The 21,521-nt window shown below is 66.4% G+C and carries 21 protein-coding genes; 11 read left to right on the forward strand and 10 right to left on the reverse strand.

The window, feature by feature from the left end; translation table 11 throughout:
• Positions 1-164: 164 nt before the first annotated feature.
• Together GPX89_RS22005 and GPX89_RS22010 are read right to left on the reverse strand one after the other, a co-directional pair.
• Positions 165-1,067, reverse strand: a complete 903-nt coding sequence (locus tag GPX89_RS22005) for a L,D-transpeptidase (RefSeq protein WP_328602160.1) — start codon at positions 1,065-1,067, stop codon at positions 165-167.
• A gap of 295 nt (positions 1,068-1,362) precedes the next feature.
• Entirely contained in the window at positions 1,363-2,658 is a 1,296-nt protein-coding gene (locus GPX89_RS22010) for a cytochrome P450 (protein ID WP_157389490.1), read from the reverse strand.
• A gap of 108 nt (positions 2,659-2,766) precedes the next feature.
• On the opposite strand from GPX89_RS22010, the gene lppU reads away from it, so the two are divergent.
• Positions 2,767-3,387, forward strand: coding sequence for an LppU family putative lipoprotein (gene lppU / locus GPX89_RS22015; RefSeq protein ID WP_328602161.1), 621 nt, complete (start codon positions 2,767-2,769; stop codon positions 3,385-3,387).
• A gap of 53 nt (positions 3,388-3,440) precedes the next feature.
• Here the strand turns inward: lppU and GPX89_RS22020 are convergent, their stop codons facing one another.
• The gene (locus tag GPX89_RS22020; protein WP_157389491.1) at positions 3,441-4,106 is read right to left on the reverse strand and encodes a chymotrypsin family serine protease; all 666 of its coding nucleotides are present in this window, start codon (positions 4,104-4,106) and stop codon (positions 3,441-3,443) included.
• Positions 4,107-4,604: 498 nt separating this feature from the next.
• Here GPX89_RS22020 and GPX89_RS22025 point away from each other — a divergent pair, with 498 nt between their 5' ends.
• The 9 genes from GPX89_RS22025 to GPX89_RS22065 all read left to right on the forward strand — a co-directional run bounded on the left by GPX89_RS22025 (position 4,605) and on the right by GPX89_RS22065 (position 14,261).
• Positions 4,605-5,423, forward strand: coding sequence for an MlaE family ABC transporter permease (locus GPX89_RS22025; protein ID WP_157389883.1), 819 nt, complete (start codon positions 4,605-4,607; stop codon positions 5,421-5,423).
• Between the two features lie 2 nt (positions 5,424-5,425).
• A complete protein-coding gene (locus GPX89_RS22030; protein ID WP_328602162.1) occupies positions 5,426-6,289 on the forward strand; it encodes an ABC transporter permease in 864 nt (287 codons plus the stop codon).
• 12 nt (positions 6,290-6,301) lie between these two features.
• A complete protein-coding gene (locus GPX89_RS22035) occupies positions 6,302-7,774 on the forward strand; it encodes an MlaD family protein (protein WP_157389492.1) in 1,473 nt (490 codons plus the stop codon).
• Entirely contained in the window at positions 7,771-8,814 is a 1,044-nt protein-coding gene (locus tag GPX89_RS22040; protein WP_157389493.1) for an MCE family protein, read from the forward strand. The genes GPX89_RS22035 and GPX89_RS22040 overlap by 4 nt, the downstream gene beginning before the upstream one ends.
• Complete coding sequence (locus GPX89_RS22045) at positions 8,811-9,809, forward strand: MCE family protein (RefSeq protein ID WP_157389494.1); 999 nt, start codon at positions 8,811-8,813, stop codon at positions 9,807-9,809. Before GPX89_RS22040 ends, GPX89_RS22045 begins: the two co-directional genes overlap by 4 nt.
• Positions 9,806-10,921, forward strand: coding sequence for an MCE family protein (locus GPX89_RS22050; RefSeq protein ID WP_157389495.1), 1,116 nt, complete (start codon positions 9,806-9,808; stop codon positions 10,919-10,921). The genes GPX89_RS22045 and GPX89_RS22050 overlap by 4 nt, the downstream gene beginning before the upstream one ends.
• Positions 10,918-12,036, forward strand: a complete 1,119-nt coding sequence (locus tag GPX89_RS22055) for an MCE family protein (protein ID WP_235947743.1) — start codon at positions 10,918-10,920, stop codon at positions 12,034-12,036. Before GPX89_RS22050 ends, GPX89_RS22055 begins: the two co-directional genes overlap by 4 nt.
• Positions 12,033-13,205, forward strand: a complete 1,173-nt coding sequence (locus tag GPX89_RS22060) for an MlaD family protein (RefSeq protein ID WP_157389496.1) — start codon at positions 12,033-12,035, stop codon at positions 13,203-13,205. The genes GPX89_RS22055 and GPX89_RS22060 overlap by 4 nt, the downstream gene beginning before the upstream one ends.
• A 111-nt stretch (positions 13,206-13,316) precedes the next feature.
• Complete coding sequence (locus tag GPX89_RS22065; protein WP_157389497.1) at positions 13,317-14,261, forward strand: hypothetical protein; 945 nt, start codon at positions 13,317-13,319, stop codon at positions 14,259-14,261.
• Between the two features lie 70 nt (positions 14,262-14,331).
• On the opposite strand, the gene GPX89_RS22070 is transcribed toward GPX89_RS22065, so the two are convergent.
• From GPX89_RS22070 to GPX89_RS22095, 6 genes are all read right to left on the reverse strand, one after another.
• Positions 14,332-15,000, reverse strand: a complete 669-nt coding sequence (locus tag GPX89_RS22070; RefSeq protein ID WP_157389498.1) for a ribonuclease H family protein — start codon at positions 14,998-15,000, stop codon at positions 14,332-14,334.
• 10 nt (positions 15,001-15,010) lie between these two features.
• Positions 15,011-15,511 carry an SRPBCC family protein gene (locus GPX89_RS22075; protein WP_157389499.1) on the reverse strand — a complete coding sequence of 167 codons (501 nt, stop codon included), beginning with the start codon at positions 15,509-15,511 and terminating at the stop codon, positions 15,011-15,013.
• 46 nt (positions 15,512-15,557) lie between these two features.
• Positions 15,558-16,784 carry an L-2-hydroxyglutarate oxidase gene (gene lhgO / locus GPX89_RS22080; RefSeq protein WP_328602163.1) on the reverse strand — a complete coding sequence of 409 codons (1,227 nt, stop codon included), beginning with the start codon at positions 16,782-16,784 and terminating at the stop codon, positions 15,558-15,560.
• A complete protein-coding gene (locus GPX89_RS22085; RefSeq protein ID WP_157389500.1) occupies positions 16,781-17,467 on the reverse strand; it encodes a hypothetical protein in 687 nt (228 codons plus the stop codon). Before GPX89_RS22085 ends, lhgO begins: the two co-directional genes overlap by 4 nt.
• A gap of 366 nt (positions 17,468-17,833) precedes the next feature.
• The gene (locus tag GPX89_RS22090) at positions 17,834-18,625 is read right to left on the reverse strand and encodes a TIGR03084 family metal-binding protein (protein WP_328602164.1); all 792 of its coding nucleotides are present in this window, start codon (positions 18,623-18,625) and stop codon (positions 17,834-17,836) included.
• Positions 18,626-18,713: 88 nt separating this feature from the next.
• Complete coding sequence (locus GPX89_RS22095; protein WP_157389501.1) at positions 18,714-20,069, reverse strand: hypothetical protein; 1,356 nt, start codon at positions 20,067-20,069, stop codon at positions 18,714-18,716.
• Between the two features lie 114 nt (positions 20,070-20,183).
• On the opposite strand from GPX89_RS22095, the gene GPX89_RS45515 reads away from it, so the two are divergent.
• Positions 20,184-20,309 carry a hypothetical protein gene (locus GPX89_RS45515; protein WP_268893340.1) on the forward strand — a complete coding sequence of 42 codons (126 nt, stop codon included), beginning with the start codon at positions 20,184-20,186 and terminating at the stop codon, positions 20,307-20,309.
• A 124-nt stretch (positions 20,310-20,433) separates the two neighbouring features.
• Here the strand turns inward: GPX89_RS45515 and GPX89_RS22100 are convergent, their stop codons facing one another.
• Positions 20,434-21,462, reverse strand: a complete 1,029-nt coding sequence (locus GPX89_RS22100) for a zinc-binding dehydrogenase (RefSeq protein ID WP_157389502.1) — start codon at positions 21,460-21,462, stop codon at positions 20,434-20,436.
• Between the last annotated feature and the right edge of the window lie 59 nt (positions 21,463-21,521).

Here is a 21,521-nt window from a genome sequence, read left to right on the forward strand (position 1 = left end):
TCACTCAATCGATTGCGTGATCAAAATCAAATGAACGAGGGACCAACTCTCGTAGCTCTCGGGGCCGAGCCCCGGAAACTCCCTGCGCTTCGGGGCGTGCACCGACCCCTTTACGACGAATGCCCCGCCGGTCAGGGCGGGGCATTCGAGGTCGAGAAGACCGGTCAGTTCCAGTCGCCCCAGCCGTCGCTGGTGCTGAAGGTTCCGATCGAGTTCTTGACGATGACCGGGTCACCCTTCTTCACGTTCTCCTGGAACCACTTGGCGTCCTCGGTGGAGACGTTCAGGCAACCGTGCGAGGTGTCGGAAACACCCTGCTGCGCAACGCTCCACGGGGCGGCGTGCACGAAGATGCCGCTGTTGGACATGCGGGTGGCGTACTCGACCTCGAGCTTGTAGCCCTGCGGATCGGTCACGGGCACACCGTAGGTGGACGAGTCCATGATCATCTTGCGGTTCTTCTCGCTGACGATGTAGGTCCCGTTCGGGGTCTCGTGCCCCTTCTTGCCCATCGAGGTCGGCATGGTCTTGACGACCTCGCCGTTGCGGGTGACGGTGATCTGGTGGGTGGCGTCGTCGGCGGTGGCGATGAACTCGTCGCCGATCTCGTAGGCGACGCTGGTGTCGCCGGCCTTCACGGTGATCTTGGAACCGGCCGGCCAGAAGTCCTCCGGCCGCCAGCGGACCTGCTTGTCGCCCATCCAGTAGAAGTGGCCGTTCACCTTGTTGGTGGAGGTGATGCGGATGGACTTCTCGGCGGTGGCGTGATCGCTCACCGGGTCCTTGAAGTTGATGATGACCGGCATGGCCACGCCGACCACGTCCCCGTCACCGGGGCTGATGTTCGGGGCCGTGAAGTTGGCCGGCGGGATCGGCGCCTTGGCGTTCGGGTCGGTCGGCAGCGAGCCCGGCTCGGGCTGCGGCATGACGGCGGAGGGCACGCCCGGAATGTCCGGGCCACCCGGCCATAGCGGAGTCGCTGACGCAGGTGCCGCCACCACTGCTCCGGTCGCCGCGATGGCGGCGAGGGCGATCAGTCCCGTTCTCCGATAGCGGGTATGGCGCACAGCTCGGTCCTCTCAGATCTTCGTTCATCACGCAGATTGCGGGCGCACTTCACCCGCGTAGGTCCCAACCCCGCGTTCATTACTACAGTGATCCGCCGAGCAAGCCAATTGGCTTCTGCCAGTTATGCATACCGACTTTCAGGTGTGTGCCACGTCACAGGACCGCGGGATGGTTGCCCGAGTGGCGCGTATGCGCCGATGGCATCGGCGATTCCTCGAAAGTGACACCGCTGCGGCCGGTTTCGGAGCAAACACTTCCCAAAACCTGACTGTGATCGAAATCACCTACGTCACTTCAGGGTTGAACATCGAACGTGATGGCCGTGCGCGGACCGACCGTAATCGTGTGCGGCACCGACAGTGGCGCGCCCCCGCGGGCGAAACGCGGCGAGAGCCGCAGCCGCACGCTGGTCAATACAGTAGCCAACACAATCCGGAGTTCATAGTCCGCCAGCGCCGAGCCGACACAGCGCCGGTGTCCGCCGCCGAACGGCGCGTACTCGAACGGGCCGAAGCGCCGTTCGAGGAACCGCTCCGGCCGGAACCGCCGCGGTTCGGGCCACACCGCCGGGTCGGTGTGCAGCAGATGCATCGATATCCCCATGGTGTCCCCGGCAACCAGCGGCACTCCGCGCAGCGTGAAATCACCGGTGAGCCTGCGCAATACGATCGGCACCGGCGGATGCAGCCGCAGCGTCTCCTGGCAGACCGCGTCCAGGTACGGCAGCTTCACCAGCACGCTCGGATCGGGATCGGTTCCGGCCGCGGACAATTCGTCCAGCAGCCGGTTCAGTACGTCCGGTTCCCGGTGCAGCCGGAACAGCGCCCACACCAGCGCGGTCGCGGTGGTCTCGTGCCCCGCCACCAGCAGCGTCCGCAATTGCTCGCGCAGATCGGCGGCGGTGATGGCGCTGCCGTCCTCGTACCGGGTGTCCAGCATGAGCCCCAGCAGATCGTCCCCGCCGCCCCCGTCGGCCCGGCGTCGCCGCACCTCCGCGTCGATCAGCCGGTCGAGCCGATCGCGCGCGGCACTGAACCGCTCCCAGCCCGACAGGCCGAAGATATTGCGCCGCAGGGCCGGAACCATGAACAGCGTGGGACCGAACGATTCCAGGAAGTCGGTGGTGACCGCGGTGTACTCGGCCCGCCGCACCGGTTCGTCGATGCCGAACACCGCCGCCAGGATGACCCGCAGCGTCAGCGCCCGCGCCGCCGCCCGGGCATCGACGCGGGTCCCGGGCCGCCAGGGGTTCCCGGTGCGCTCCCCGTCCAGTTCCGCGCGCGCCGCCTCGCGAATGGCGTTGCCGTAGGCGCTGATTCGATTGCGATGCAGGGCGGGCGCGAGCAACGCCCGCTCCAGCTTGTGCCTGCCGTCGCGGGCCAGGATGAGCGAGGCCGCGCCCACCATGGGCTCGATGGGATTGGGCAGCGGCGGTTCGAGCAGCTCGATCGGGGCCCGGAACAGTTCCCTCGCGCCCTCCGGGGTGCCGGTGAACAGCACCGAGCCCAGGGCCGGGATCCGGACCCGGAAGGGGTCACCGTCCCGGCCTCGTCGCCACGAGACGTAGCGCTCCAGTAGGTCGCTGCTCATGAGTCCCTATACGAAATGGTTCGTCACCTCGTTCGATCTCTCCGGTGCGAGTCGTGGTATGCATGGCGCGAAGTCAGATCCGTTTGTTTCGAAATATAGGACTCATCCGTGTTGCGTCAGCAGCTTTCCGCCCGGATCGCCCTTCCCGCGATCTCCGCCGCAGCCCTGCTGCTGGCCGGGTGCGGATCCACCGTGACCGGCCATCCCCTGGCCGCGCCCGGCGACAATCTCCTCCCCACCTCGGCCCCGGCCAAACCGACCGGAAAGCCCGGCTCGGGTGCGCCGACCACCTCACCGCGCGCGGACCGTGGCGGCCACACCGACTTTCACGCCGACATCGGTGACTGTGTGAAGCTGGGCGGCACCACCACCGATGCCACCATCGACAAGGCGACCTGCGGCAGCCAGGACGCCAACTACAAGGTGACCGGCAAGGTTCCGAAGAATGCCCAGTGCGGCAAGGGCTCCGACCAGGTCTACTACGAGACCCTCAACGGTGTGGAGACCGGAGCGCTGTGCCTGACCGTCGACTGGGTGGTCGGCGACTGCATGGAGATGGGCACCGATGTCGCGCACCGCATCCCCTGCACCACGCGCGGCGCGAACGACGGCGTGCAGGTCCTGTCCATCTTGCAGAACGCCACCAGCGTGGACGACTGCCCGGGCGACAGCCAGGGTTATGTCTACGACGACCGCCAGGTCGTCGTCTGCGTCAATACTCTGCAATGAACAAAGGGGCGGTGATTCGCGAATCACCGCCCCTTTCCTCATCTTTCGTATTCTCAGATGGGGTAGTAGCCCGAGCCGATGCTGCCGCGACCGTTGAGGTCGTCCATGATCGAGCTCATATTGGTGCCGACCTCGGGTCCGAAGCAGGCCAGCGCCAGGTAGGCGTTCACCATGCCGACCAGTGTGGTGCCGACGACGACCGGCGCGCCGGAATCGCCCTCCACCACGCACATCTGGCTCCAGGTCTCGACGCTGGTGTCGAAGACGTCACCCCAGGAGATGCCGCAGGTGTTGCCGGTGGTGCGGCCCTCCTTGCACACGATCATCGGGAATCCGGGCGGGCCACCGAGCCCGGTGATGGTGACGTTGCCGATGTGGTTGACCGGGATGACACGGCCCGGATCGAACTGGATGACGGCGTAGTCGAGGTCGTGGTTGGAGTAGACGAACTGACCGATCTGTCCTGCGGCCCGGTCCTTTTCGGCCCAGACCTTGGCGCCGGCGTCGCCGCAGTGTCCCGCGGTGAGCCCGACCAGGCGTCCGGCGCCGTCGTGACCGATGGTGGTCACCGTGCACTCGAACTGATCATCGATGATGATCCCCGAGCCACCGCCGATGACGGCGGGCGCGGCATCGGCGTGGGCGGCTCCGGCGCCGAACAGAGCGGTGCTCAGGGCGACGGCGAAAGCGCCGGCCGCTCCGGCGAACTTGTTGATCATGTCCCTCCAGACGTCGGAAGCCGCACGAATCTCAACTTGCGGTTACTCATCCTGTCAGTATTCGGGCCAGGTTGCCTCTTGTACTGCCACATGTTGCCGAGCCGTGTCCTGCTGGGGTTCGGGACGGATACCTAGTTGGATGGAGATATCGGAACAATGCATATGAGCTATCGAATTCCGATAAATTTGATCCTACAAATTGTTACCCGGTAGATGTTCACAACTACTGGGGATAGTCAAAAACTAGAACAAGTTCTAGATCTCTGCCAGGTTCTTTGGGCCGTAAACCAACCCTGATGTGGCTGTTCACAGCGATACGACCATTGTGATTAGGGTCTATGACCGGAACCACAATCGGTGGTGTGTTTTTCCTAACTCCGTAGTAAGGTGCGTCAAGCAAACAGTCGCCGGAGGCGGGTAACCCGGCGTCGAGAGGGGTAGTCAGTGCAGGTGACCACGAGCCCGGGGGACCAGGGGAGTCCACCGTTGGCATCACGGATGAATACGGCCGTGGATTGGGCCAAGGGGTACTGGCAGGATCATCCGAAACGGTCGCTGGAAACCGGCGGCCGGATGATGTCGATGGGCGTGTCGGCGGTTGCCGAGCTTTTCATCGCGATCTTTCGCCGTCGCTTTCCTTACGGCGAGTTCATCAGGCAGTGCGCCTTCATGGCGAATGTCGCTGCCGCCCCGACACTGCTGGTCGCCATTCCGATCGGTGTGATCGTCTCCATCCAGGTCGGCTCGGTCGCCGGACAGGTGGGCGCGACCTCCTTCATCGGTGCGGCCAACGGGCTCGGCATCATTCAGCAGGGCGCGCCGCTGGTCACGGCGCTCATGATCTCCGGCGCGGTCGGTTCGGCCATCTGCGCCGACCTCGGTTCCCGCACCATTCGCGAAGAGATCGACGCCATGAAGGTGATGGGCGTCGACCCGATGCGCCGCCTGGTGGCCCCGCGCCTGGGCGCGGCCATGCTGGTGTCGGTCCTGCTGTGCGGCTTCGTGGTCTTCGTCGGCTTCCTGACCGGCTACGTCTTCAATATCTTCGTCCAGAACGGGACCCCCGGTTCCTACATCGGAACCTTCTCCTCCTTCGCCATCACCACCGATCTGGTTGTGGCGCTGCTGAAGTCCCTCATCTATGGACTCCTCGCCGCGATCATCGCCTGCGACTCGGGTCTCAGTGCCAAGGGCGGCCCGGGTGGTGTCGCCAACGCGGTGAACACCGCGGTCGTCATGTCCGCCGTCATGCTCTTCGGCGTCAACCTGATCATCACCCAGCTCTACAATTCCTTCTTCCCACCCCAGGTGGTCTGAGCGTGTCAGCAACCTATGTACCGCCGCTGCTGCGGCCGCTTCGACGGATCAAGGGCGCGGCGGGTGCGCCGCGCGACTGGCTGGCTCGCATCGGACACCAGGTCTTCTTCTTCCTGCGTTCGATCGGCTCCATGCCGCTGGCGTTCAAGCAGTACCCCAAGGAAGTCTGGCGCCTGCTGTCCGACGTCACCTGGGGCAACGGCAATCTCGTGGTCGGTGGCGGCACCATCGGCGTGGTGCTGATCCTGTCGGCGTTCGGCGGTATGACCGTCGCCATCCAGGGCTACACCTCGCTGAACCTGTTGGGCCTGAGCCCGATCACCGGCGCCATCTCGGCCTTCGCCACCACGCGTGAGCTCGGCCCGCTGCTGGCCACCGTCGCCTTCGCGGCGCAGGCCGGCTGCCGGTTCACCGCGCAGCTGGGCGCCATGCGCATCTCCGAGGAGATCGACGCGCTGGAATCGGTTGCCATCCGGCCGCTTCCGTATCTGGTCAGCACCCGCATGATCGCGGCCATGATCGCCATCGTGCCGCTGTACTGCCTGGCGCTGCCGCTGGCCTACATCTCCTGTGCGCTGACCGCGACCCTGGTGGGCAACATCCCCTCGGGCACCTTCTCGCACTATTTCTATACGTTCCTGATCCCCCACGATGTGCTGTACTCACTGCTGAAGGCGATCCTGTTCGTCGCGATCACCACATTCATCCAGTGCTACTACGGGTTTTTCGCCTCGGGCGGCCCGGAGGGCGTGGGTGTGGCGGCCGGCCGCGCGATCAAGCTCTGCATCATCGCGGTCGTCTTCGCCGACCTGTTCATGACCTTGGCGATCTGGGGCGTCAACCCCGGCATCCGGATCTCGGGATAGGGGGCGCACACGATGATCATCGATCCGAGCGGGCGCGGACCGACGATGCGGCAGTTGCTCATCGCCGGAATCTGCGGCCTCACCGTCATCGCCGTCGTACTGGGCTTCCTGTTCGCGCGCTACCGCGGCTACTTCGTCGAAAAGGTCAATGTCACCGCGAATCTCACCACCACCGGTGACGGCCTGCCGGCCAACGCGGACGTGAAGTTCCGCGGCGTGCTGGTCGGCGCGGTCAAGGATGTGTCCGTGGCGGCCAAGGGCGAGAAGCAGGAGGTGCACATCGAGATGAAGCCCGAGTACACCTCCGGCATCCCGGCCAATGTCACCGCGCGCGTCGTGCCCTCCAACCTGTTCGCCGTCACCTCCGTCGAACTCGTCTACAACGGTGCGGATTCCGCGCATCTGAAGGAGGGCTCGCAGATCGCCGAGGACACCTCCACGGGCACCATCGCCCTGCAGGACACCCTCACCAAGGTCCGCGACATTCTCGGCAAGATCGATCCGGTGCAGTTCGGCCGGGTGCTGGGCACGCTGTCCTACGCCCTCGACGGCAGCGGGCGCATGCCCGGCTCCACCATCGAGCGCGTCGACCGGTGGCTCGATCAGGTGCGCGGCTCGGTGCCGGACGTCGGCGGGTTCCTCGACGACCTGTCCTCCTCCATGCACGCGCTCAACCAGTCCGCGCCGGAACTCATGGGCGTGCTGAAGGATTCGGTCGAGACGGCCAAGACCATCTCCGACCGCCGCGCCGAGCTGACCGCGCTGCTCGCGGGCACCTCCGACACCATCGACAAGGTGAACGGGCTCTTCGCCCGCAATCCCAATGTGGGTAAGGACGTCACCACCGGAACCAGCGCCCTGTTCGGTGCGCTGTCGGACAACCCGGACGCCATCCCGCAGTCCATCGCGAACCTCGGCGACTCGGTGCGCAAGCTGAGCGGTGCGTTCGGCTGGGGTCCGCAGCAGCAGATGAAGTGGAACGTCGGCATCACCTTCACGCCGTACAAGCCGTACACCCGTGACGACTGCCCGCGCTACGGCGAGCTGGCCGCGCCCAGCTGCGGCACCGCGCCGCTCACCTCGGATCCGGGCACGCTGCCGGAATCCATGCGGCCCAAGGCCATCGACGCGGCCAAGGACCTGCCGGTCATGACGTCGCCGCCGCCGGGCTTCCCGCTCATCCCGGGCGTGACCGTCATCGGCACGCCTGCCGACGGGCAGCCCGACGCCGCCCAGAAGCCGAGCACCGATCCGCTCGCCGGCACGCCGCTGCAGGGCATGTTCCCGAACCTGCTCGCCCCGGCTCCGGCCGCCCCGGCGAGCCAGCCGGGTCCGGTGCCCACCGGCGGGGATATCGCCTTCACCGGTGATGACGCCATCACCGCCCTGCTGGGCCGGCGTCCGAGTGCGGCCGAATACCTGCTGTTGAGCCCGATTCTGAAGGGTGCCACCGTGCAACTGACTCCGAGCGGGGCCGGCCGATGAGCATTCGCAAACCGCTGATCGGCTTCACGATCTTCGCGGTCGTGTCGATCCTGGTGACCGTGGTCATCTGGAACACGCTCGCCCGCACCGTGAAGGGCGACACCAACACCTTCAGCGCGACCTTCAGCGACGTGCTCGGTCTGCGACCGGGCGATGACGTCCGGATGGCGGGCGTGCGCGTGGGCAAGGTCGAGAAGATCGACCTGGACAAGAAGAACCAGGCGGTGGTGACCTTCATCGTGCAGCGCGACCAGACGCTGTACGGCGACACCAAGGCGCTGGTCCGCTACCAGAACCTGATCGGGCAGCGCTACATCGCGCTGGCCCCGCCGCCGAAGGACAAGCCGCACACCGGCGATCACGTGGCGTTGAAGAACAACGGTTCGATCCCGCTCGAGCGCACCGAGCCCTCCTTCGACGTCTCGGCTCTGCTCAACGGTTTCCAGCCGCTGTTCCAGGTGCTGCAGCCCGAGCAGGTCAACAACCTGTCCAACACCTTCATCCAGGCGCTGCAGGGTGACAATGTCTCGTTGAGCGCGTTCATCACCCAGGCCGCCTCGGTGGCCTCGGACTTCGAACGCCGCGACGGGATCCTCTCGGACGTGATCACCAACCTGTCCGGCGTCATGCAGGGCCTGGCCAAGCGTGGCGACGATCTGGAGACGCTGGTCACCCAGACCCGGTCCCTGATCGGCGGCCTGTATGCCCAGGGTCAGTCGCTGCAGGCCTCGACGGTCCAGATCGCCGATGCCACCACATCTCTGGTGGGCATGTTCGGTTCCATCCAGCCCAAGCTGATCACGGCGCAGAATTCCACCCAGGCCGCGCTCGCCCTGCTGCTGGCCAATGGCTCCCGGCTGGATCAGGCGGCGGTGGACCTGCCCGACATTCTGGCCAATGTCGGCAAGTTCACCCAGAACGGCGCGTACGCCAACGCCTACATGTGCAGCTTGGATGTCTCGCTCTACGGTGTCCTCTTCCCGCGCGGTCTGTTCTCGCAGATCGGCGGCAACTCCCACTCGGCGGTGTGCCGGCCATGATCGCAAACCTCAAGTCCCGCTTCCGGACCAACCGTAATTTCTGGCTCGGCGTACTCGGCGTGGCGCTGATCGTCGGACTGCTGATGGGGTCGACCCTCTACAAGACGGTCGGCATCGGACAGCAGAGCATCAAGGCGGAGTTCGTGCAGACGGCCGGCGTCAAGGTCGGCGACAAGGTGGACGTCGCCGGTGTGCCCGTCGGCACGATCTCGGGCGCCGAGCTCGAGGGTGACCACGTGCTGCTCACCTTCAACGTCAACAAGGACGTGAAGCTCGGCCCCGACGCCAAGGCGTCGATCAAGATGGCGACCCTGCTGGGCGCGCGCTATGTCGATCTCACGCCCGGCGACGGCTCCGGACTGAAGGGGAACCGGATTCCCAAGTCCAACACCGTGGTTCCCTACAACCTGGCCGACGTGGTGCAGGAGGGCACGCCCAAGTTCGAGGAGCTCGACACCAAGAAGCTCGCGGACTCGCTCAACCTGATCAATCAGCAGATGGGCGACACACCGCAGATGACGGTGCAGGCGCTGGACTCCATCGGCGCGCTGGCCAAGACCATGAACAACCGCAAGGACCAGGTCGACCAGCTGCTCAAGGACCTGGACCGGGTCACCAAGATTCTCGGTGACAACCGGAACAGCCTGCTGCTGGTGATCACCCAGGGCGAGTCCATCGCCAACCGGGTGATGGAGCGCCAGGGTCTGCTCAAGAGCCTGCTGGACAATATCGCCACGCTCAGCGGACAGCTGCAGGCGATCGGCGCGGCCAACGACAACAAGTTCGGGCCGACGCTGCAGCAGCTCAACACCATGGCCGACGGTCTGCAGAAGAACAAGGAAAACCTGGACAAGTTGCTGTCGATCATGCCGCCGTCGATCCGGCAGTTCAACAACGCCTTCGGCAACGGCAACTACGGTGAGGTCGCGCTGCCCTGGCTGTTCCCGGACAACTGGTTGTGCTTCGCGCAGGTGAACGAGGGGTGCCACCAATGACATCGACATCGCAGAAGAAGCGGCTCGTGCGCCGCATCGCCAACGCGGCCATGATCGGCGCGGCGGCCTTCGCCGTGGGCTCCTGCTCCATCGTGCCGCTGGGGGTGAAGGACGCGGCCGGGCAGACCAAGCACTTCACCGCGGACTTCCTCAATATCGCGGGCATGTTCGAGGGCAACCCGATCACGGTGCTCGGGCTCGAGGTGGGCAAGGTCGACAAGATCATTCCGAAGGGCGAGTACGTCGAGGTCCATATGACCGTGGACAAGGGCGTGGACATCCCGAAGAACGTTCAGGCCGCGCTGGTTTCGCCGTCCATCGTCACCGATCGGCACATCGAGCTCACCCCGCGCTACACCGGTGGTGACAAGCTGCCCGACGGCGCACACCTGACCACCCAGCAGACCAAGACCCCGGTCGAGCTGGACACCATGATCAAGACCATCGACAGCTTCGCCGCCGCGCTGAAACCCCAGCCGGGGCAGGACGGCGTCGGCCCGCTCTCGGGCCGGGTGCTGTACCCGATGATGAACGGCAACGGCGAGAAGATGCGCGATGTGCTCAACGCGCTCTCGGGCGCGCTGAAGACCGGCGTCGACAACAAGGACGCCATCTCCACCATCATCATCAAGCTCAACGAGCTGACCACCATGCTCGCCGACAACGACGATTCGGTGCGCGGGTTCAGCAACAAGATCACCCAGATGACCGGGCTGCTCGCCGATCAGGCGCCGGGCCTGCAGGCCACCCTGGATCAGCTGAACGCGTTCCTGGCCAACACCAGTGGTGCGTTCTCGCAGTACTCCGATCAGCTCAACGGCACGCTCACCGGACTCACCAATGTCACCAAGCAGCTGCGCGACAACGCCGCGGGCGTGACCGAGATCGTCGACGTGGCACCGCTGCTCATGCAGAACCTCGACAAGTCGGTCAACCGGCAGGGCAACTTCATCCGCCTGCACGGCCTGATCGGCACCGCGCTCTCCGGCGAGATGATCAGCCTGTTCTGCGAGCGTATCCAGATGAAGTCGGACGGCTGCCGGACCGGGAAGATGGAAGATTTCGGACCTGATTTCGGGCTCATGGCGGCGGTGTTGGGGATGACGAAATGAGTAGCTTCCTGCGAGACCTGCGCTCGGCCAAGCGAGCTCGGCGCGCGGTCATCATGCTCGCGGTATCGGCGACGGCCCTGGTCGGATCCGGTTGCGGCGTGACGGTCGAGAGCCTGCCGCTGCCCAAGCCCGGCGCGGGCGGCGAGACCTACACGGTGCACGCGATTTTCGACAATGCGCTGAACCTGCCCGATCAGGCCAAGGTCAAGATCGGCGGCTCCGACGTCGGCGTGGTCACCAAGATCACCACCCGGGACTACAAGGCCTATGTGGATCTGGCCATCCGCAAGGACATCGAGCTGCCGACCGACAGCAGCGCGGAACTGCGCCAGGCCACTCCGCTCGGCGACGTCTTCGTGGCGGTGTCCAAGCCGAAGACCGAACCCGGCGCGACGATGATCAAAGACGGCGGCCAGATCGACCCCACCAAGACCTCGGCCGGCGCCACCGTCGAAGAGCTGCTGATGTCGATCTCCTTGCTCTTCAACGGCGGTGGCATCGCCAGCCTGTCCAAGCTCACCTCCGAGATGGACTCCATCGTCGGCGGTCGAGGTGACCAGCTGGCGCACGTGCTCACCCAGATGACCAGCGTGATGGCCAGTCTCAACAAGAACAGCTCGCGCATCGACGGCACCCTGGCCGGTTTCAGCGCGCTGGCCGACACCATCGAGGCCAATCACCAGCAGCTGGGCCAGGTCGCCGACAACCTGCCCGGCATGATCGGCGCCATCGCCGAGAACAACCAGGCGCTCGGCGATCTGCTCACCAAGGTCTCGACAACCAGTGCGGCACTGGGCGATTACGCCAACACCACCTCCGATTCGCTCTCGAGCCTGCTCGACAACGTGTCGCAGCTGATGGACGCGCTGGCCCGGACCGACCAGACCCTCGGGCCCGCGCTCGACGCGCTGCACGAGATCCGGCCCAAGGCCGACGCCTCCTTCAAGGGCGACACCCTGGCCGTCGCGGGCACCCTGACCATGCTCGACATCGGCCTGCTCACCGACCCGGCCAACAGCAAGTTCCCGGATCTCAAGGACCTCAACGACTTCGGGGGCAGCCTGATCCAGGTGCTGCAGATCATCTACGGCCGGATCAACGGGGGACACCGATGAACTGGGTCAAGAGCCACAAGAATCTGGTCTCCAATGTCGCGCTGGTGGCGATCCTGCTGCTGGGCGTGTCGTACCTGGCGATCAGCGTGATGCGGGTGAACCCGCTGCGCGAAACCTACAAGGTGACGGTCCATCTGGACCGTTCCGGCGGTCTGCAGTCGGGCAATGACGTCACCCTGCGCGGTTACCGGATCGGCAAGGTCACCGACATCAAGCTGATCGACAACGGCGCGGCCATCGCGGCCACCGCCGAGATCGACAAGAAGTACTCCATCCCCTCCGACACCTTGGTGGCGGTGGGCGCGCTGTCCGGCGCGGGCGAGCAGTACATCGACTTCCGCCCGAACTCCGAGCAGGCCCCGTTCCTGCACAACGGCTCGGTGATCGAGTACGACGCGAACAAGGTCAAGACGCCGACCCCGGTGTGGTCGGTGCTCGACAACGCCAGTGCCCTGATCTCCCAGGTCGATCCGGACAAGTTCAGCGTCATCCTCACCGAGCTGGACACCGCGCTCTCCGGCGGGCCGGACCAGCTGCGCTCCATGATCGACGCCATCAGCCTGGCCACCACCGGTCTGGACAATCTGCTGCCCCAGACCACCAACCTGCTCAAGAATCTGCAGACCATCTCCGGCACCACCTCGCTGGCGCAGCCGGATCTGGGTACGCTGACCCGTAATTCGAGCGTGTTGTTCAATCAGTTCAACGACGCGAATGCCGAGCTCCAGAAGATCCTGGAGCAGGCGCCCGGCCAGATGAAGGAGCTCGGCGCGGTTCTCGACAAGACCGCCGACCCGATGACCAGCCTGGCCACCAATTTCGCGGCCATCACCAAGGCCGCGCAGCTGCGCGCCCCGGCGCTGCGGGCACTGTTCCCGTCGCTGGTGGTCGGTAGCTCCGCGATCGGTGTGCCCGCGCACGACGGCGAGTTCTACACCATCGTCGACATCTGGCCGCGGTCGTTCTGTGACTACGTCACCAAGAAGGTCCGGCCCGACGTCGCCACCGAGAGCACCTTCCCGAGATGGGCGGGTTACTGCCAGAACCCGCCGGCGGATCAGCAGATCCGCGGTTCGGGCAATGCCCCGCGACCGGACGTGCCGAACAACGGCGCGCTCCCGCCCGCGGGCTCGGATCCGAACGAGCGGACCCTGCCGCCGGTCAAGTGAGTGCCGCGCACCTGCTACGCCCTCACCGGCGCAGCTCTTATGCGCAACAGGCATACTCGCTGACGAAACCTAGACGGTGCGTCCGCAGCGCACCGGGAAAGTGATCGATACATGACGGACGACGCTGCCCAGGACAAGAAAACCGAAGACGATTCCATCGCCGAGGCCGATGCCCAGGGCAGCGCCGCCAGCGCCGCCAGCGCCGAACAGGCCGCCGAGAAGCCGGAGTTGAAGAAGGACGCCGAGCCGGCCGAGGCTCCGAAGGAAGAGACCCCGACGGAGGCTTCGAAGGAAGAGACCCCGGCCGAGGCTCCGAAGGAGGAGACCCCGGCGGAGCCCGCGAAGCCGGAAGCCCCCGAGTCCGAGGCGGATTCGGCCGCCACCGCCGACGCGAAGCCGAAGTCCGCGCTGATGTCCGCCGTGGCCATGCCGATGGTCGCGCTCATCGCGCTCGGTGTCCTGCTCGTCGGCGCGCTCGCGGGCCTGGTCTTCTTCGCCTGGCAAACCCACACCGACGGCAACAAACTCGACGACCGTGCAGCCTCCACCGAGGCGGCCTGCGGGTTCATGCGCGTCTTCGCGGCCTACGACGACAAGACCATGCCCAACTTCGCCGACCAGGTGCGGCAGCGGATCACCGACGGCGACTTCAAGAAGCAGTTCGAGCCCGCGGCCAACGAGCTGCAGGATCTGCTGATCAAGCAGCACGCGAAGGCCACGCTGAACTTCCTGCACTGCGGCTACGAGACCGGTGACAAGGACAAGGCGACCGTCCTGGTGAACGCGCTCCAGACCGCCAGCAACGATCTGCATGCGCAGCCGCTCGTGCTGCCGATCCCGGCCTTCGTCGATCTGGAGAAGAAGGACGGGAAGTGGCTGGTGTCCGACTTCCGCGCGATCTACAGCAACAATGACAACAGCGTGTTCCCCGGCGGGGGCGGCGACAGCCAGCAGGGCGTCCAGCCCTCGGGCCAGGCCACGCCTTCGGCGCAGCCCACCCAGCCCGCGCCGTCGGGCCAGACCAGCGCACCGGCGGCGCCCAAGCCGACCAACTGAGTTCCGGTCGTAAACGACAAGGGCCCGCTCCCGGGAGAGATCCGGGAAGCGGGCCCTTGGTTTTCGTGCTTCAGAAGAGCGTGAGCGCTTCGGCCGCCGGGGCTTTCAGCGACTCCGACGCGGACGCTTTCGCGGCCGCGGCGCGACGGCGGGGGGTCTGCGGCGCGGAATGCCCACCGGCGCCGACCATCTCGCTGTGCTCGGCCGGTTTGGTGATGGGGAGGGGTTCGGTCTTGGGCTCGGTGATCGGCAGCGGCTCGGTCACCGGGTCTAATGGCTCCGGCTGCTCCGGTTCGATGGCGACGCCGGAGGCGGCGACCTGGCGGGCGGCCTGCCCGGCCAGTGAGTCGGCCTGCTCGTTGAAGTAGTTGCCGACATGGCCGCGCACCCAGCGGAAGCGGACCGGCCCGGGACGCCCGGCGATGGCGCGGTCGATCTGCTGGATCAGCTCGACGTTCTTGACCGCGGCGCCGGTGGAGGTCTTCCAGCCGTTGTTGCGCCAGCCGTTGATCCACTCGGAGGCGCACTTGATGGCGTAGAGCGAATCGCTCTCGATGAGCAGGGGTTCCGCACCGGGATGCGCTCGGATGGCCTCGAGGAGCGCGCGCAACTCCGCGATCTGGTTGGTGCCCACGGGGGCCCCGCCACTGGCCGAGCCGCCCGCGTGATTGACCCAGGCCCAGCCGATCGCGCCGCCCGGATTGCGCAGGCATGATCCGTCGGTGCTCACGATGATCATGCGGCCTACCCTACGCGATCCGGCCGACAAGATCGGTGCCGTGGAATTCCTCTATCTCCCTACGCAATTGCGACTCGGTCCGCCGGACCGTGGCCTGCACCAATGCGGCGGCCAGCTTCGAGAGCAACTTGCCGGTGAGTCCGCGCGGCACCCAGTACTCGGTCTCCGAGGTCAGCACGGCGCGACCGTAGCCGAGCGGGTCGAAGCGCAGGGTGATGACACAGAAGTTGGAGCACGTCGACGCCGGCTTCCCCGTCCGGCGTCGACGCAGTGTGTACTCGATGACCGCGTTGCGGCGGTAGTCGGTGATCTCACACTCGATGGTGGGATGCCACGGGCCGACCCGCAGGGTCGCGGCGAAGACGGCTCCGGCGCCATGATCGGAATCCCCGATCGGCTCGAAGGCGGCCACACCGAAGGCCCAGTCCGGCACGAACTGATGGTTGTCCGTGTATGTGAACGCGACTTCCACCGGTGCTCCGACGTCACTCGCGTACTTGAAATGGCCCATAGGCTGCTCCCTGTCCCACGGCTGCCTTAAAAGTACTACAGCAATCCTATTTATTGAACGGTTCTCGATCGGACGGAGCTTCCAATCGGTCCGCGATGTACTCGGCGATGGGCAGGGCTGAGGTGGCCGCCGGGGACGGGGCATTGAGCACGTGCACCGAGCGCGGGGTGTGTTCGAGCAGGAAATCGTGGACCAGGGTGCCGTCGCGCAGCACGGCCTGCGCGCGGATGCCCGCCTCGCGGGGCAGCAGATCGGCTGCGGTCAGCTCCGGGCAGTAGCGGCGGCACTCGGCCAGATATCCGCGCTTGAACAGGGAATTGCGCATTTCCCGCAAGCCGGTGCGGACATTGGCCGCGGCCACCTTGTGAAAACCGCGGTAGCCCAGGATCTCCCGGGCGTCGCGCAGGTTCACGCTGCCCTTGCGGTAGCCCTCGCGCGCCAGGCCCAGCACCGCGTTCGGGCCGACGGTCAGCTCGCCGTCGATGGTCGGGCTCAGATGCACGCCCAGGAACGGCAATTCGGGATCCGGAATCGGGTAGATGAGGGTGTTCACCAGATCTTTGCGCCCGGCGGGCAGCCGGTAGTACTCGCCGCGGAACGGCACGATGCGCAAATCGAGGTCCAGGCCCGCGAGCCGCGCCATCCGGTCGGCCTGCAGTCCCGCGCACACCACGAGCCGACGGGCCTGGCGGCTACCGGACGGACCGGAAATGGTTACCGCTGAGTCTGTTTCGGTGATGGCGGTGATCTCCGTGCCGAGTTCGATCTCGCCCCCGGCCGCGCGCACCTCGTCGGCCAGCGCGCGGGTGACCCTGCCGTAGTCGATGATGCCGGTGCTCGCCACGAACAGCGCCCCGACCCCGGTGATCCGCGGCTCCCGCCGCACCAGCTCGGCGGCATCGACCAACTCCACCTCGACGCCGTTGGCGACCGACCGCTCGTAGAGCGCCATCATGCGCGCGTGCTCGGCGGCATCGGTGGCCACCAGGAGTTTTCCGCACTCCCGGAACGGAATGTCGTGTGCCGCGGCGAATTCCTTGGTGAGCCGCGCACCGCGCACGCACAGCCGCGCCTTCAGGCTCCCGGGCTCGTAGTAGATGCCCGAATGGATGACCCCGCTGTTGTGCCCGGTCTGGTGCAGGCCCAACTGTCCGGCCTTCTCCACCAGCAGCAGGCTGGCTCCGGGATGGCGCTCGAGAATACGGTGCGCGGTGGCCACTCCGACGATGCCCCCGCCGATCACGCAGTAGTCGTACACACCGCGAAGTCTCACACGGCGACGGTCTCCGTGTCCGCGGCGGGAGCCGGGACCTGGTGGCGCGCGATCTGCACGCCGTAGCGGCCGAGGCCGGTATCCGACAGGGTCAGCGTCACGTCGCCGTGGCTGTCCACATCGGTCCGCAGCTGGGTGTTCGCCGCCGGATCGATGGTGATGCCCAGCTGCTCCCCCAGCGGGGTGCGCAGCAGTACGTCGGAGAGCATGGCGAAGGCATTGGTGTCGACGGTGAGCGTCACCGAATTGTGCTGTGCCGCCGCGACCTGTGCGCCCAGATAGGTGCTGCCGAGCCGGACCTGGCCGCCCACCGGGTGCGCGGTCTCGGTGGTGGCGGCGGCGGCCCCGGTGCCGGGGACGCGGGCGGGTACCACCTGCGTCATCGCCGGTTCCAGCGGACGGTTGGTGAAAAGCGAAGCGAGATCGGCCTTCTCGGCGATCGGCGCGGCGGCCGGAACATTCGGCCGGTCGGTGCCGCCGAGCTCGATCAGGGCCGGGCGGTTGGCCGGTGTGGACGTGGCGAGCCGACCGGGTTCGTGTGCCATCTCATTGGCGATGTAGGACCCGGCCGCGACCGTCAGTCCGATGCTGGCCATGCTCGCGGTGACGATGGCGCTGAAGCGGAACGCCTGGGCCGTGCGCCGGGTCGACCGGCCGGCCTGCGTCGCGAGTTCGTGCGACATGACGTGGTGCGTCCTTTCCCTCTCCCCTGGTCCCCCTGCGTCTGAACGACGCAGCGACCCGCACCATTGAAAGCCGTACGCCCGTCCAGGTTACGGGGGTGAACGTAACCTCCGGTAAACCACACCCCCGATGAGAGCAGGATCACAAGATGGAAAGGTTGGACATCAACAGGTTTTCCCCGTCGAACGGCTGGGTAAAAACCTGGTAGCGGCGAGCGCCAACTCGACTGCCATCGAAGAGACCTCCGGCCAACGGCGTCCGGTCGGCACCAGGCACGGCGCACCCAGGCTGGCGCTCGCTCGCTCCCAAAAGAAGAGCCCTGTGGGAATTGGGGATTCTGGTCGGAGGCCGGGATAGGCGGCGGGTCAGGCGAACTGACCCGCCGCTCGGCCGCTACCGGGGGGACCGGCGAAGGCCTGCGCCAGGCCGAGCCATTCGCGGGCATCGTCCCCGCGCACTTCGAGCGCGAGATCGTCGAAGTGGCGGCGCTGCGTCACCAGCAGACAGAAATCCAAGGCGGGACCGGTGATTCGCTGCGGCGCGTCGTCCGGACCCCAGGTCCACACCTCGCCGTCGGGCGCGGTCAACTCGACCCGGAACTCCTCGGCGGGCGCGGTCTTGCCGTGCGTCATGTACGCGAAGTTGCGGGTCCGCACGCCGATGTGGGCGATATGCCGCAGGCGTGCGGTGGGTTCGCGGGTGATGCCCAGGGCGTCGGCCACATCCTGTCCGTGCGCCCAGGTCTCCATGAGGCGGGCGGTCACCATGGACGCCGGGCTCATGGGCGGCCCGAACCACGGCAGCTTGGTGCCCGCCGGGACCGTGCGCAGCGCGTCGATCAGCGCCGCGCGGTCCCGGCGCCAGTCCGCGAGCAGTTGCGGCGCAGGGGTTTTCGCACCCGTCTCGGCGGCCTCGTCCACGAAGGTGAGGATCTTGGGCAGGGCGGCCTGCACCTGCTTGTCGAACTCGACGGGATCGGTCGCGGCCACGGCGGCGACCTGATCGGTCCAGTTCAGGTGGGCGATCTGATGGGCGATGGTCCAGCCGGCGGCGGGGGTGTCACGCTGCCATTCGGACGGATCCAGGTCCGCGATCAGCGCATCGAGAGCGGCGCATTCGGCGGTGAAGTCGGCGAGCAATGCCTCGAGATCGGCCACGGGGCCAGCATCGCAGCCACGCCGGAAAAATGCAAGCACGCGTGCTTGATTTTTCGTCGATGCGTGCAGGTCCGGCGAAAAGAGCTGCCTACCAGCCGAAAAGGATCAGATGCACGGCCCCGACCACCAGACCCAATGCCGCGCCGTGCAGATACAGCAGCCACGCGTCCTGCTCGACCGAGGCGTAGAACATCTCCATGAACTCGCCCGGCGTGAGCTGCTGCAGCTTGCGGGCGGCGAATTCGTCGATCTTCTTGGCCTGGGCCGCCGCGAATTCCGGATCGTCGGCCAGGCTCGGGGCCAGCCCGACCGCGGCACTGGTCGCGCCGATCTTGAGATTGTCGAACTGCCGCTTGCCGAACACGGTGCGCACCACCGAATGGGTGGGCCCCAGCTGGCGGTGGATCTCCTGGGAGATCAGCCGTTCCAGCAGCTGCCGGGTCTTGTCGCCGTTCGGGCCGTCCAGCAGTTCGCGGGCCAGGTTCGGCAGCGTCAACACCTGGTAGGCCAGGATGTTCGCCAGATCGGAGGCCGCCTCGGGCTGCCGCTTGGCCAGCAGCGCCTGCTTCCACAGGTACTTGTACCGCGGCTGCGGATCACCCGGTTCGAACACCACCTTGACGGCGATGACATTGACGATCACGCCGATCGCGGCCGCCGCGGACAGAATGACGAACCAGCCGGGCAGCCAGCCCAGCACCGGAATGCGGTGGTGCACCTGCATATACAGCGCCAGCAGCAGACCGAACGGCGCGCCCAGCAGGCCGATGCGCACCATGAACTTCAGTTCCGGCGCGGCGATGGTGGTGGTCAGGTCCTTGAGTATCTCCGGGTTGTCCCGCAGATACCGGATGACGAAGTCCTTGATGTCGATGAGCTGGTCGACATTGTCCCCGAGTTGCTCGAAGGCCCGCCGCGCCAGCGTCGGCAGCTCGCGCTCGATCCGCTGATAGAGCACATTGCGCACCGCCTTGGGCACCGCGCCCCACAGATCCGGGTTCTCCTGGTTCATGATCTCGTCGACCATGGCCGGCACCTGTTTGCGCCCCACCTCGGCGATGTAGTCGGCGATCCCCTCGAGATCGAGCTCGTGGATGAAGTCGCGCGGACTTCCGATCCGCATGAGCGCCTTGTCTACGCAGATACTGGCCATCTTCTCCGACCGAGCCGGAATGAATCCCTGGAATCCGAGCCGCTTCCCATCCCCGGAGAAGGTCGGCAGCACCTGCACCCGCCGCGGGAAGTAGGGATACAGGTACTCCAACCCCGGCACCCGGAACCCCTTGAAATACACCGGCCAGAACAACATCAGCACGCCGGTCCAGTTCGTCAGCCACCCGGCTATCGCGCTGAAGATCGGAAAGCTGATCAAATCGACGACGACCTTCGACTGGCCGGTCATCTGTTCCCAGTCGAGGAACAGCCCCGAGGCCAGTGTCGTCATAGCAGCGTCCCCCTGAGCTGATGGTGAGAAAACGGACTCCCAACACTCTCATCGGTCCGGGGTGCTGTCAAAAGGTCGTGGCCTGGAAGAACCTGTCGTGTCGTGGGCCAACCAATGAGCGAACCGACGGAACCCGGCTACCCGCGTACCAACGAAGAAGCCGATGCATTCCTTGGTGGTCTGACCTTCGACGACACCGCCGCTGTGCCGCCGTCGCCGCCGAACAACCCGGCCGCATGATCCCTCTCTCGGTGCACGGCGAGCCTGCCACCTCGGGTCGGCACACGCCGAACGGTGTGCTCTACCAGTACTGCACCGCCCCGGAATCACTTGTGATTCCGGGGCGCGGGTTCATGAGGTTCTCTTACGGCTTCAGGACGATACGGATGGGGTTGCCTTCCTTGGCTTCCAGGGCGTGGACGGCTTTGGCGGCGTCGGCCAGGGGGACGACGGCGCTGACCGAGCGGGAGAAGTCGACTCGTTGCAGTCCTTGGAGTTTGACCAGCTTGGCCACGTCTTCGGGGGCGGAGCCGTAGTGGCCGCGCACCTGCTGCTGGAAGAAGCTGAACATGGTGCCGCCGGTGATGGTGATCGGCTTGTCGGTGAGCCCGACCAGCACCAAGCGGCCCTGCGGGGCGAGGCAGAGCACGGCCTGCTCCCGCACCGGAGCCACGCCGGCGAAATCGAAGGCGGCGTTGAGCCCGCCCCCGGTGGCCTGGAAAACCTTGGCGCGCAGGTCGGGATCGGCCGGATCGAGAGCCAGGTCCGCGCCGAACTCCAGCGCCCGTTCCCGGGCGGCGGGCAGCGGGTCCACGGCGATGATCGGGGCCGCGCCGACCATCCGCAGCAACTGCACGCCGTGCGCGCCCAGCCCGCCGACGCCCCAAACGCCCACGGCCTCACCGGCTTTCACCTCGGCGGTGGCGGTGATGGCCGCCCATGGCGTGGACACCGCATCGGGAATGAAGCACGCCTGCTCGAACGGCAGCTCGTCCGGCAGCGGCACCAGCGTGTCCACGCGGGCGAGGGTGTACTCGGCCCATCCGCCGTCATAGTCGACACCCCGCGTGAAGACGGCCGCGCCGCGGCTCTCCCCCGCCTGCAACACGACTCGATCCCCCACCTTCGCGCCGGTGACACCCGGCCCGAGCGTGTGCACGGTCCCGGCGACCTCGTGCCCGAGCGTCACCACGTCCCCGGGCAGCAGCATCGGCGTGAGCGTTCCGTCGATGAGGTGCACATCCGACAGGCACACCCCCGCGGCCTCCACCTTGACCAGCACATGATCCGGGCCCGGTTCGGGAATCGGCACCTCGTTCAACTCCAGCCGCCGCGAGCGCGGCGACTCCGAACGCGGTCCCAGATGTAGTCGTGCGGCCAGCATCGTGCTCATATGCTCCTCGTTCCGGTTCGGGTCCTCCCCGGCCGCCATGGTAGGCGGCGACCCGTCAG

It is taken from the genome of Nocardia terrae (assembly GCF_009760405.1).
Classification (GTDB): Bacteria; Actinomycetota; Actinomycetes; order Mycobacteriales; family Mycobacteriaceae; genus Nocardia; species Nocardia terrae.